The 12,396-nt window shown below is 62.9% G+C and carries 12 protein-coding genes; 8 read left to right on the top strand and 4 right to left on the bottom strand.

What is annotated here, in order from left to right; genetic code table 11:
* Positions 1-90 precede the first annotated feature (90 nt).
* Together AC19YY_RS19940 and AC19YY_RS19935 are read left to right on the top strand one after the other, a co-directional pair.
* The gene (locus AC19YY_RS19940; protein WP_500604717.1) at positions 91-1,647 is read left to right on the top strand and encodes a DUF726 domain-containing protein; all 1,557 of its coding nucleotides are present in this window, start codon (positions 91-93) and stop codon (positions 1,645-1,647) included.
* Between the two features lie 38 nt (positions 1,648-1,685).
* Positions 1,686-3,005, top strand: coding sequence for an Nramp family divalent metal transporter (locus tag AC19YY_RS19935; protein ID WP_172314502.1), 1,320 nt, complete (start codon positions 1,686-1,688; stop codon positions 3,003-3,005).
* Between the two features lies 1 nt (position 3,006).
* On the opposite strand, the gene AC19YY_RS19930 is transcribed toward AC19YY_RS19935, so the two are convergent.
* Complete coding sequence (locus tag AC19YY_RS19930; RefSeq protein ID WP_170043730.1) at positions 3,007-3,939, bottom strand: LysR family transcriptional regulator; 933 nt, start codon at positions 3,937-3,939, stop codon at positions 3,007-3,009.
* A gap of 115 nt (positions 3,940-4,054) precedes the next feature.
* Here AC19YY_RS19930 and AC19YY_RS19925 point away from each other — a divergent pair, with 115 nt between their 5' ends.
* The 4 genes from AC19YY_RS19925 (at position 4,055) to AC19YY_RS19910 (ending at position 5,748) form a co-directional block, all read left to right on the top strand.
* Positions 4,055-4,540: a DMT family transporter gene (locus AC19YY_RS19925; protein ID WP_169954740.1), complete on the top strand. Its 486-nt coding sequence runs from the start codon at positions 4,055-4,057 to the stop codon at positions 4,538-4,540.
* Positions 4,541-4,544: 4 nt separating this feature from the next.
* Positions 4,545-5,000, top strand: a complete 456-nt coding sequence (locus AC19YY_RS19920; RefSeq protein WP_169954739.1) for a DMT family transporter — start codon at positions 4,545-4,547, stop codon at positions 4,998-5,000.
* Positions 5,001-5,090: 90 nt separating this feature from the next.
* Positions 5,091-5,261 carry a metallothionein gene (locus tag AC19YY_RS19915; RefSeq protein WP_169954738.1) on the top strand — a complete coding sequence of 57 codons (171 nt, stop codon included), beginning with the start codon at positions 5,091-5,093 and terminating at the stop codon, positions 5,259-5,261.
* A 70-nt stretch (positions 5,262-5,331) separates the two neighbouring features.
* Positions 5,332-5,748 carry an SRPBCC family protein gene (locus AC19YY_RS19910; protein ID WP_169954737.1) on the top strand — a complete coding sequence of 139 codons (417 nt, stop codon included), beginning with the start codon at positions 5,332-5,334 and terminating at the stop codon, positions 5,746-5,748.
* Positions 5,749-5,776: 28 nt separating this feature from the next.
* On the opposite strand, the gene AC19YY_RS19905 is transcribed toward AC19YY_RS19910, so the two are convergent.
* Both AC19YY_RS19905 and AC19YY_RS19900 read right to left on the bottom strand, forming a co-directional pair.
* Positions 5,777-7,165 (bottom strand): sensor histidine kinase, encoded by a 1,389-nt coding sequence (locus AC19YY_RS19905; RefSeq protein ID WP_172314506.1) that lies wholly within the window; start codon positions 7,163-7,165, stop codon positions 5,777-5,779.
* Complete coding sequence (locus tag AC19YY_RS19900; RefSeq protein WP_169954735.1) at positions 7,143-7,826, bottom strand: response regulator transcription factor; 684 nt, start codon at positions 7,824-7,826, stop codon at positions 7,143-7,145. The genes AC19YY_RS19905 and AC19YY_RS19900 overlap by 23 nt, the downstream gene beginning before the upstream one ends.
* A 442-nt stretch (positions 7,827-8,268) precedes the next feature.
* On the opposite strand from AC19YY_RS19900, the gene AC19YY_RS19895 reads away from it, so the two are divergent.
* Positions 8,269-9,156, top strand: a complete 888-nt coding sequence (locus AC19YY_RS19895; RefSeq protein ID WP_169954734.1) for a hypothetical protein — start codon at positions 8,269-8,271, stop codon at positions 9,154-9,156.
* 144 nt (positions 9,157-9,300) lie between these two features.
* On the opposite strand, the gene AC19YY_RS19890 is transcribed toward AC19YY_RS19895, so the two are convergent.
* A complete protein-coding gene (locus tag AC19YY_RS19890) occupies positions 9,301-10,206 on the bottom strand; it encodes a MurR/RpiR family transcriptional regulator (RefSeq protein WP_169954733.1) in 906 nt (301 codons plus the stop codon).
* A 241-nt stretch (positions 10,207-10,447) separates the two neighbouring features.
* Between AC19YY_RS19890 and AC19YY_RS19885 the strand changes: the two genes are divergently transcribed.
* The gene (locus tag AC19YY_RS19885; RefSeq protein WP_172314508.1) at positions 10,448-12,385 is read left to right on the top strand and encodes a bifunctional 5-dehydro-2-deoxygluconokinase/5-dehydro-2-deoxyphosphogluconate aldolase; all 1,938 of its coding nucleotides are present in this window, start codon (positions 10,448-10,450) and stop codon (positions 12,383-12,385) included.
* Positions 12,386-12,396 lie beyond the last annotated feature (11 nt).

Raw genomic sequence — 12,396 nt, 5'->3', positions numbered from 1 at the left:
ATTAAACCTGGGTGTGTGCCCATGACTCCCGCGGCCTCGCGCCGATTCTTGCTACTATCGCGCTGCGTTTTCACCAGGAGCCAGCGCCTCATGCAACACCAGTGGGACCAAATGCACCGTACCCGCAAGCCTTCGTTCGTACTGTGCGGCGCGCCCCAGGGGCCGGTGCTCAATCTCTATGTCCATGGTTATTCTGCGTTTTTCAACCCGCAACAACTGGCCAATTTCCAGGCGCAACTGGCGGGGATCGAAGGTTCGACCAACGTGATGCTGTTCTGGCCGGCCGGGCACTTCCTGGAAAACCTGTTCGCCCCCTTCAAGGACATCATCGCCTCGATGCTCGGCGGCGGGACCCTGGGCGCGGCGACCGTGGGCCTGGGCAAGGCGGTGGGCTATTTTCTCGATCACTACAAAAGTGTCGAGGCGCGGGTGGACGAAGTGGCCAGGACGCTGTTGGCGGAACTGGCCAACTACCTGCATGCCGAGTCGATCGAGGTGCGCCAGATCAATCTGATCGGCCATTCCCTGGGCGCTCGCCTGCTGGTCAAGAGCCTGCTGGCCAGCCCGGAGCTGGCCCGGGAGCTGCCGCTCAATCACCTGTTGTTGATGGGCGGCGCGATTTGCACGTCCAGCCCCTGGGAGCAGGTGTCGGCACCGCTCAAGGGGCGGGTGATCAACTGCCACTCCAGCAAGGACTGGGCCCTGGCGCTCAAGCCGGATACCGAGCGCTGCATCGGCCGCTATGCCATTCCCCTGACCCCATCGCTCAAGGGCAAGGTGACCAACGTGCATCTGGTCACCTTCGACCACGCCGCCTACTGGCCGCAGTTGCAGACCGTGGTGCAGTACACCGACTTGCTGCAAGAGCGCCGGGGCATGATCCGTGCGGACCAGCGCAGTGCCGAGGTGCGCTTTGCCGAAGAGGATGTGGACCTGTATCCGGTGCTGCTCCAGGCACGGGCGCCGGAGTTGCAGTTCCTCGCCGAGCTGATGGCCGCCAAGCGCAGTGCGACCATCGCTGCGGATGTACGTGACCCATTGCAGTTGGCCATCGAGTTGCAGCGCATGGGCGGTGACAGCTTCATGAACCTGGCCCGTGGGCACGGTGTGAGTTACCGCCAATTGGCCCAGGACGTGGCCCTGCGCGTCGGCATCAAGTTTGACCAGCCCCTCGACAGCGTGGCCCTGGTGAGCCTGGAAGAACGGGTCGCCGAAACCCTAATCGAGCAGTACAAGGACAAACTCAGCCAGGCCGACCGCCAGGTGTTCGAGGCTGAACTGCGGGCGGCGGCGCAAAAGGAGCAGGGTTTTTTCCACCGTTTCGATGTCGGACGTTCGGCCACCACTGCCTTGAGCGGTACAGCGCTGGCCGGGTTGACCGGGTTTATCGTGCGGCGCGGCGCGGCCACGGCGATTCCGGTGGTGGGGCAGGCGTTGGCGGCGGCGATGCTGCTGGTGAGCGGGGTGCGCGCGTTTTCCGGGCCGGCGTATTCCATCACGACCCTGGCGGTGCTGGTGCTGGGGGTGATTCGCCAGCGCATGGAACGCGAGGCGCTGAATCAGGAAATGGACCTGGTGGTGCAGGTGGTCGAGGCGTTCGATCTGCCCCGTGAAACGCTGATGCGCACGGTCTCGCCTGACTGCTAAGCTGCGGGCTTGTCCTGTGTGTCTGCCTGGTACCCCGCGTGAAATTCAGCCTGCCGAAAATTGCTACCGCGCCGTTCTGCCCACCGGAAGTGGCGGGCACCATCCCCGTCGATCCCCGCGCATCGTTCTTCAAACGGGTCGTGCAGTTTGCCGGCCCCGGCCTGTTGATTTCCATCGGCTACATGGACCCCGGCAACTGGGCCACGGCCATCGAGGCCGGGTCGCGCTATGGCTATAGCCTGTTGTTTGTGGTGTTGCTCGCCAGCCTGGCGGGGATGGCGGTGCAGTGCCTGTGTTCGCGCCTGGGCATCGCCACTGGCAAGGACCTGGCGCAGTTGTGCCGCGAACGCTACAGCCGGCGTTCAGCGCGCACGCAATGGGTGCTGGCGGAAATCTCGATCATTGCCACCGACCTCGCCGAAGTCCTCGGCTGCGCCCTGGCGTTCCACCTGTTGCTGGGGGTATCGCTGACCACCGGGATTGTCATCACCGCGTTTGACACGCTGCTGATCCTGGCCCTGCAAAACCGCGGCTTCCGGCGCCTGGAAGCGATCATGCTGGCGCTGGTGGCGACCATCGGTGTGTGTTTTTTTGTCGAGCTGGTGTTGATCAAACCGTATTGGCCAGACGTCTTGCGCGGTTTCACGCCGTCGCTCTCGGCGATCAGCGATGCCGCGCCGCTGTACCTGGCCATCGGCATCCTCGGGGCCACCGTGATGCCGCATAACCTGTACCTGCACACGTCCATCGTGCAGACCCGCTTGTTCGGCAAGGACCTGGCCAGCCGCCAGGACGCGGTCAAGCTGGCGCGTATCGACACCATCGGCTCCCTGGCCCTGGCCTTGCTGGTCAACGCCGCGATCCTGGTGCTGGCCGCCGCGGCATTCCACCAGAGCGGTCATACCGAGGTCGTGGAAATCCAGGACGCCTACCACCTGCTGGACCCGCTGGTGGGCGGTGCCTTCGCCAGTATCCTGTTCGGCATTGCCTTGCTGGCGTCCGGGCAAAGCTCGACCTTCACCGGCACCATCGCCGGCCAGGTGATCATGGAGGGTTACCTCAACCTGCGCATTCCCTGCTGGCAACGCCGCCTGATCACCCGTGGCCTGGCGCTGATTCCGGCGTTCCTCGGGGTGTGGTTGATGGGCGACCAGGCCATTGGCAAGTTGCTGATCCTCAGCCAGGTGGTGCTCAGCCTGCAACTGCCGTTTGCCCTGTACCCGCTGATCCGCATGACCGGCGACCGGCAATTGATGGGGTCATTCGTCAATCGCCTGCCCACCAGGATCCTGGCCTGGAGCCTGTTCACCGTGATCAGCGGCGCCAACGCCTGGCTGATCGGCCAGTGGCTGTTCTGAGTCAGCGGTCCCAGTAGGGCACGCTGCCAAAGCGCTCGACAAAAAAGTCGATGACCGTGCGCACCTTCACCGACAACCGCCGGCTGCCGGGCCACAGCGCGGCAATCTGCTGCGGCTCCAGGGTGGTCGCCACTTCGTAATCGCTCAGTACCGCCTGTAAGCGCCCGGCGCGCAGGCTGTCGCCGATCAGCCAGGAGGGGAACACCACGAACCCCAGGCCTTGTTCGGCGGCGCGTGCCAGGGTGTCGGCGTGGTTGCCGGTGATCGGACCCTTGACTGTATAGGGCGTCCAGTCGTCCTGGGCGCGGCGGAAGAACCAACGCTGCTGGCCGTTCACGCCCTTGTACGCCAGGCACTGATGATTGCGCAGCTCATCGGGATGGCGCGGCGTGCCAAAGCGCGCCAGGTACTCGGGGCTGGCGGCGATGCGGTAGCGCTGGGGCGCGAAAATGCGCGCCTGCATTCCCGAATCGTTGAGCACACCGATCCGGAACAACAGGTCGGCGCCTTCCTGCAAGGGGTCGACGTAGGTGTCGGTCTGCTGGATGTCCAGTTGCAGCTTGGGGTATCGCTGGCACAACTCGGCCAGCCAGGGCGACAGGTGCCGTTGGCCGAACACCATGGGCGCATTGATGCGCACCAGGCCGCTGGGTTCGCTTTCCTGTTCTTGCAGGGCCTGCCCGGCCTCTTCCAGTTGTTGCAGCATCAGGCGCGCATGATGCCCGAGCAGGCGCCCGGCTTCCGTGGGACTGACGGCGCGGGTGTGCCGATAAAGCAGTTGCTGGCTCAGGGCCTGTTCCATCAATTGGATCTGCCGGGAGATGGAAGAGGGCGCCAGGCCTTCACGGCGTGCGACCTCGGAGAAACTGCCGTGGTCCAGCACCGCCACGAACAGGCGCAGCGCCTTGAAACTCAACTCATTGAAGCCCTGCATGAGCCCTCCGTGCTGTGCGATTTACGCAAAGGTGTTGTCTGCATGCTCCCATTTATCGCACAGATGGGCCAGCGGATAATGCGCGTCATTGTTTAATCTGACGTGTAGGTGGTGTATGCAAACTTCTTCTCTCGAGGCCGCGGCCCAGGCCCGGCCGAAAAACCGTCTGGGGCTGCTGCTGTTGCCGCTGGTGATCCTGGCAGGCATGGGCCTGTCGGTGGAGGCGGGCTTGTTGGGGCCGCTGGGCGCCCAGGTGGGGCACTTATGGGCGACCTTGAGCATCTTCGCGGTGGGCACGGCAATCTTGCTGCTGCTCCTGCTGTTCAGCGGCCCGCAAAAAGGTCCGGCCCTCAATGAACTGCCGCGCTGGCAGTTGATCGGGGGCTTCCTGGGGCCGATGTATGTGGTGGTGCTGACCCTGGCCACGCCCCATATCGGCATTGCCATGACCATGATCGCGATCCTCTGCGGCCAGGTCGGCAAGAGCGTGCTGATCGACCACTTCGGTTGGTTCGGCACCGCCCGCAAGCGGGTCAATGGCGAACGCTGGGTTGCCCTGCTGTTGATTGTGATAGCCCTTGTTTTGATTGCGCGAGGTTAAGGCGATGAATCTGATTGCATTGTTGGTGCTGGTGGTTGCCGCCGGCGCGGTGTTGAGTGTGCAGGCGGCGATCAATGGGCGCCTGGGGCAAACCGTCGGCGTGCTGCGCAGCAGCCTGGTGACGTTCTCGGTGGGCACGCTGGTGACCGGCCTGCTGATCCTGTTTTTTGAGCCGGCCCAGGCCGTCAGCCTGCTCGAGGTGCCCAAGTGGCAGCTGACCGGGGCGTTGTTCGGTGTGGTGTACATGATGGTGATGGTCGGCGCGGTGCCGATCGTGGGCACGGCGGTGGCGACGGTGGCGGTGATCGTCGGCCAATTGGCCATGGGCATGTTGATCGACAACTTCGGCTGGATGGGCAACACGGCCATCGAACTGTCCGGCAGCCGGGTGCTGGCGATGCTGTGCCTGGTGCTGGCCCTGGTGTTCATGTATCGCAGCAGCACGCGCCAGGCTGATTAACGGCGCTGAACCAAGGGCAGCGGCCCGCAGTCACTGCTAAAGGTGCCGGCATTCGCTGCACCGGGACGACCAAAAAAAAGGAGTCTGATCATGCCAGATCCAACCTGTGCCTGCCCGCATTGCAAATGTGTACTGGGGCAGAACGCTGTGACCAAAGACGGCAAGGGCTATTGCTGCCAGGGTTGTGCCGATCACCATGCCCATGGTGAACCGTGCGAGTCGGCCACCGGCTGCGAGTGTGCCAAGTCGGCACACGGCTGAGCGGCCAATAGCGCCAACACCGCCAGGCAGCGTAAGCTGCCTGACTTTTTCCCAGTCGTGGAGTTATATCGTGGCCAAAGCTGCTGCTGTCATTGAAATCCCGGTGTCGGCCGATCAAGTCTGGCAACTGGTCGGTGGGTTCAACTCGTTGCCCGATTGGCTGCCGCTGATTGCCAAGAGCGAGCCGGGCGAAGGCGGGCGCGTGCGGCACCTGCAAACCGTGGATGGCGCGGTGGTGGTCGAGCACTTGCAGACCTTCGATAACGTTGCGCGCACCTACAGCTACACCCTCAGCGAATCGCCGTTTCCGGTCAGTGCCTATCTGGCGACATTGCAGGTTGAAGCGCTGGGTGAGCATTCGGCCAAGGTCACCTGGTCGGGTGTGTTCACTCCGGTTGCAGGCGTGACGGATGCCGAGGTTGAAGAGCTGTTCAGCGGCGTCTACACCGGCGGCGTCGAGGCGCTGCGCAAGAACTTCCCGGCCTGATCGGCCACTATCGCCGGCCAGCCGGCGCCTACAGTGGGGTGTGTGTGCGGCAGTCCAGGGTCAGTCGCGCGCCCCCACGCTCGCTGCTGCCAACTTCCAGACGGAAGCCATGCAGGTTGATGATCGCCGCCACAATCGACAGGCCCAGGCCAAAGCTGCCCTGTTGGTTAACCTCATCGACCCGGTAGAAACGCTGGAACACCGCCGCCCGTTCCGCTTCGGGAATCCCTGGGCCGCTGTCCAGGACTTCGATGCGCGTGCTGCCAGCAACGTCGATCCCGCGCAGAATCACCTCGCCGCCCGGCGGGGTGAACTTGATCGAATTACTCAGCAGGTTGGCCAGGGCCTCGAACAGCAGTGCCCGGTCACCGGTAATCGGTGGCAATGCTTCGGGGACTTGCAGCAGCAGTTCCAACTGACCTTCTTCCGCCAGGGGCAGGTAGAAGTCATGGAGTTCCTGGAGCAACGGCAGGGGATCGAAGACCAGGAAGCCGGAGCGTCGTTGACGGTCCTCCAGCTCGGAAATACGCAGCAAACCGCGAAAACGCGCCATCAGCGTGTCGGTCTCGCTGATCACTGTATCGAGCTGCAGGGCCAGGGGGGACTCCTCGCTGGCCTGTTGCTTGATCCGGTACAACTGCGCGCGCAAGCGGGTCAGTGGGGTGCGCAGGTCGTGGGCAATGTTGTCGCACACGCCCTTGACCTCGTTCATCAGTTTTTCAATGCGCTCAAGCATGGCGTTGACGATGGCGGCGAGCATGTCCAGTTCGTCGCGGCGGTTGGACAGCGGCAGGCGGTGGGTCAGGTCGCCGGCGACGATGGCTTCGGCGCTGGCCTGGATCCCGCGAATCCGCCGCAACGGGCGCCGGCGTAGCAGATGCCAGCCGGCGACGCCGGGGATGATGGTCAGGGAGATTGCCCAGAGCAGGGCTTGCAGGATGATCCTTGTCACGCCCAGCAATGAACCGTTATCGCGCACCAGCACCAGCCAGCGGCCATCCTGGGTGTGGGTCGCCACCGCGTCGCAACTGCCCCGGGGCAGTTTCGGGTCATCCGATTCGATGCAGTTGGCCAAGGCATGGATGCGCCCGTCCAGGGGCAGGCCTGGGGGGATTTGCTGGAGCGGGCCGCTGAGGGGGCGCTGTTGGCCATCGAACAAGCCATAGGCGTCAATGCCCTTCATATCGAAGGTCATGCTGGTGGCCAGGGCTTCATCCAGTTGCGCGCCTTCGAAGCGCTGGAACAGATGCTGGCGCTGCATCAGCGAATGGCGCGACAGGTCGCCCAGGTAACCCGAGACTTCGTAGTACAGCACCCCCATGAGGATGCAACTCCAGGCCACGAACAGCGAACTGTACAGGGCCAGCAGGCGGCTGCTGGACGAGCGCCAGCCGTTAGACGGGTTCAGCAATGACATAGCCCGAACCTCGTACCGTGCGGATCAGTGGCGTCAGGCCCGGCGGGTCGATTTTCTTGCGCAGGCGGCCAATGTGCACGTCGATCAGGTTGGTGCCCGGGTCGAAGTGATAACCCCAGACTTCCTCGAAGATCATCATCCGCGAGAGGATTTGCCCGGTGTTGCGCATCAGGAATTCCAGCAGCTTGTACTCGGTGGGCAACAGGCTCAGGGGTTGGTCGGCGCGACTGGCTTCGCGACTGATCAGGTTCAATTCCAGGTCGGCCACGCGCAGCGCGGTTTGCGCGGCCTTGAGCGCATTGTTACGGCGCAGCAGCACCTCGACCCGCGCGGCCATCTCGTCGGAGGCAAAGGGTTTGGTCAAGTAATCATCGCCACCGGCCCGCAGGCCGCGCACCCGTTCATCCACGTCGGAGAGGGCGCTGATCATCAGGATCGGCGTCGACACGCCGAGGGTGCGCAAAGTGGTGACGATGGCCAGGCCATCGAGCTCCGGGAGCATACGGTCGAGGGTGATCAGGTCGTAGTCGCCACTGACTGCCCGCGTCAGGCCTTCGCGGCCGTTGTCGACCCAGTCCACGTCCAGTCCATGACTGCTCAGCTCGGCGACGATCTCGCGAGCCGTCACGGCGTCGTCTTCGATGGTCAAAATGCGGGTCATAAGGGTTACCTGGTCACACGGGAGTGGGGGGCATTTTGCCAAGAAATGATAGCGAGGTTTCTAAAAGAAAATTCATGTAGGCCTCGGTCAATGTGGGAGCGGGCTTGCCCTAAGCCAGTCAGTTAAACGCAGATCCCCTGTGGGAGCGGGCTTGTCGGATCGCCGCATCGCCGCGAAAGCGGTGGGTCAGTCAACATCAATGTTTGCTGGGCTGACGTCTTCGCGAGCAAGCCCGCTCCCACATGGGTGGCGGATGGCGTGGGAATGCATAACGCCCGCCACTTAACCTGCGTTCTTGCAAGTTGCATGATCCTAGGAAGTTCAACCTACTTAATCTCATTGAAATTAATAGGTTTTTATTTTAACGGCGACTGGCACGCCGCCTGCACTGTCCTTTCCGACAGATGTAACACCATTTTTCAATGCCTGGAGCACAACAACAATGATGACATCCTCATCCACTTTGCAAGAGTCGAGCACGCTCTCCGGGGTTTCCTGGGGGGCGATCTTTGCCGGGGCCGCAGCTGCCGCTGCGTTATCCCTGGTCCTGGTGTTGCTGGGCTTCGGCCTGGGGTTTTCGGCGGTGTCGCCGTGGGCCGACAGCGGCATCAGCGCCAAGGGCCTGGGCATTTCCACGATTGTCTGGCTGGCCTTTACCCAGATTGTCGCGGCGGGGCTGGGCGGATATATCGCCGGCCGGCTGCGGGTCAAATGGGCCAATATGCATGGCGATGAGGTGTACTTTCGCGACACCGCCCACGGCTTTCTGTCCTGGGCCGTGGCCACGCTGGTGACCGCGACCCTGGTGGTCGGCTCGGTCAGCAGCATTGTCGGCGGCGGTGTGCAGGCCGGTGCGAGCGTGGTTTCGGGTGCCGCCAGCGGCTTGACCCAGGCTGCCGGCAACGCGGCCAATGGCGATGACTTCGGCTACTACGTCGACAGCCTGTTCCGCGATGATCGCCCGGCCGCTGCCAGTGACGATGCGGTGCATGGCGTGGTGGCGCGGATTTTCGCCCGCACCCTGGGCAACGACGGCCAGTTGGCGCCGCAAGACCGTACTTACCTGGCGCAGTTGATCAGCCAGCGCACCAACCTCAGCCAGGCCGATGCCGAGCGGCGTGTCGACCAGGTCTACGGTGATGCCCGCAAAGCCCTGGAAGATGCCAAGTTGAAGGCCAAACAGGCCGCCGATACCGCCAGCAAGATCGCCGCGGTGACCTCGCTGTGGACCTTCGTCGCGCTGTTGCTCGGTGCCTTCTTCGCCAGTTTCGCCGCGACCTTCGGCGGTCGCCGCCGGGATGCCGTGGTGTATCTGGAAACCATTCGTTAATTCAAGGAGAACGTCATGCGCTCATTACTGCTGTGGTTCCTCGGTGTGCCGATCCCGGTCATTATCCTGATCGCGATCTTCATGCACTAACCCGCGTACCCGCTTGATCAAGGCCGCTCCTGCATGGCAGGGGCGGCCTTTTTATCAGTCGTCAAACCCCACCTGTTCGTGAATCTCATCGACCTTCAACTCCAGCCGGTACGCCACCGCAATAAACAGCGCCTGGCACAGGCACAGCGTGGCACTGAGCGAGCGGAATGCAAACGAGGAACCTTCATTGACCAGCAACACCGTGTTGGCGCGCTTGGCCAGCGGTGACAGGTTGCTGTCGGTGATGATCAGCGTCTTGGCCTGGTGATGCTGGGCGATACGCAGGCAGTGTTGGGTTTCCTTGCCGTAGGGCGTGAAGCTGATGGCGATCACCAGGTCATTGGCGCGCACGCTGCGCATCTGCTCGCGATAGCTGCCACCCAGGCCCGAGACCAGGTGGATGCGCTTGTTGGTGTGCTGCAGGTTGTAGACCAGGTAGTCGGCCACCGCAAAAGAGCGGCGCACCCCGACCACGTAGATATTGTCGGCGTTGACCACCAGGTCCACGGCTTTCTCGAAGGCTGCATCGTCCAGTTCCAGGCCCAGGCGCTCGATGCCGGACAGTGTGGCATTCACGCATTCCCGGGCGAGGTCGCCAGCGCTGGCTTTCTGCGACTTGTTGGCGATCATGCTGCGGATGCGCTGCTGGTAGTTCTGCACCGGCGTGGTCTTGTGGGTATACGCCTCGCGAAACAGCGCCTGCATCTCACTGAACCCGCTGAAACCAAAGCGCTGGGAAAACCGCACGATGGCCGAAGGATGGACTTCGCATTCCCGGGCGATGTCGCTGATGCGGTCGACCATGATCCGATCGCTCTGCTGGCTCATGTAGCTGGCGATGCGCTTGAGCTGGCGGGGCAGGCTTTCGTATTCGTCGGTGATCAGCTGCAACAGACGCTCGGCATTGATCGGAGGGCTGGCGAGCATCTCGGCGGGAGCCTGCTGATCGGAGCGGGACATAGGCAATCCTTCTGGCTTGTTCTTACAGGGCAGGTGAGGCGCACCTCGCCCATGACAATAGGTCGATGGGCGCAAGTCTACAGGGAAGGCGGCAAAAAATATCTTAATGGAAAATATATTCCACATAAAATATTTATAGAATAAATATTGATTGCTGGCGCCGGACGTCCTAGTCTGCATCCACCAAGAGCGTCGCCGTCACGACGGCAGGCGCGGGCTGATAAAAATAACAGGAGCCAGCATGGGCCAGACTCGTTTTGCCAGTGGGCGTCAATTGGATCTGATTTGTCTTGGGCGCCTGGGCGTCGATCTCTATGCGCAGCAAGTCGGGGCGCGCCTGGAAGATGTCGCCAGTTTTGCCAAGTACCTGGGCGGCTCCTCCGCCAACATCGCCTTCGGCACTGCGCGGTTGGGGCTCAAGTCGGCGATGTTGAGCCGGGTCGGTGACGATCACATGGGGCGCTTTCTGGTGGAGTCGCTGGTGCGCGAGGGCTGTGATGTCAGTGGCATCACCGTCGACCCACAGCGCCTGACCGCCATGGTGCTGCTGGGCCTCAAGGACCGCGAAACCTTCCCCCTGGTGTTCTACCGCGAAAACTGCGCCGATATGGCCCTGTGTGCCGCCGATATCAGCGAAGCCTTTATTGCCAGCAGCAAGGCGCTGCTGATCACCGGCACTCACTTTTCCACCGACGGCGTGTACCAGGCCAGCCTCCAGGCCCTGGATTACGCCGAGCAACACGGGGTCAAGCGCGTGCTCGATATTGACTACCGCCCGGTGCTCTGGGGCCTGGCGGGCAAGGCTGACGGCGAGACCCGTTTTGTCGCCGACCAGAGCGTCAGCCAGCATCTGCAAGGGATCCTGCCGCGCTTTGACCTGATTGTCGGCACCGAGGAAGAGTTCCTGATTGCCGGCGCCAGCCACGATCTGCAAAGCGCCTTGCGCACGGTGCGCCAACTGACGGCGGCGACCCTGGTGGTCAAGCTCGGCCCGCAGGGTTGCACGGTGATTCACGGGGCGATCCCGGCGCGCCTGGAAGACGGCGCGATCTATCCCGGGGTGCGGGTCGAGGTGCTTAACGTGCTGGGGGCCGGCGATGCGTTTATGGCCGGCTTTCTCAGTGGTTGGCTGAACGAGGCCGATGACCCGCGCTGCTGCCAGCTGGCCAATGCCTGCGGCGGGTTGGTGGTGTCGCGCCATGCCTGCGCCCCGGCGATGCCGACGCTTGCAGAACTCCACTACCTGTTCAGCAGCCCGGTGCCCATCACTCGCCCGGACCAGGACCCGGTATTACAGCGCTTGCATCAGGTCAGCGTGCCGCGCAAGGCCTGGAAGCAGCTGTTTGTGTTTGCTTTCGACCATCGCTGGCAACTGCTGGAGCTGGCGCAAAAAGGCGGCCAGGACCCGGCGCGGATCAGTGCGATCAAGCAACTGTTTATCCAGGCGGTAGAACGCGTAGAAGGCAAACTGCACGAGCAGGGTGTGGAGGCCGATGTGGGTATTTTGGCCGACCAGCGCTTTGGCCAGGACGCGCTGAACGCCGCCACCGGCCGTGGCTGGTGGGTCGCGCGCCCGGTAGAGGTCCAGGGTTCGCGGCCGCTGGCGTTCGAACACGGGCGCTCGATCGGCAGTAACCTGATCGGCTGGCCCCAGGAGCAGATCATCAAGTGCCTGGTGCAGTTTCACCCCGACGACGAGCCCTTGTTGCGCCTGGAACAGGAAGCGCAGCTCAAGGGCCTGTATCAAGCCGCGCAAGCCAGCGGCCACGAACTGCTGCTGGAAGTGGTGCCGCCCAAGGATCACCCTTCGACCTACCCGGATGTGCTCTATCGCAGCCTCAAGCGCCTGTACAACCTGGGTATCTACCCGGCGTGGTGGAAGATTGAGGCGCAGTCGGCCGAGCAGTGGCACCAGCTCGATGAACTGATCGAGGAACGCGACCCCTATTGCCGGGGCGTGGTATTGCTGGGCCTGAATGCGCCGGCGCAATCTTTGGCCGAGGGCTTCCAGCAGGCCAGCCAGAGCCGGACCTGCCGCGGGTTTGCCGTGGGCCGCACGATCTTCCAGGAGCCGAGCAGGGCGTGGATGGCAGGGGAAATCGACGACGAAACGCTGATCCAGCAGGTACAGCAGACCTTCGAACAACTGATCCAGGCCTGGCGCAGCTCGAGAGTTTAAACACGCTCAAA

Source organism: Pseudomonas sp. MF09156, assembly GCF_059862305.1.
This window is presented reverse-complemented; position numbering and strand designations above follow the sequence as displayed.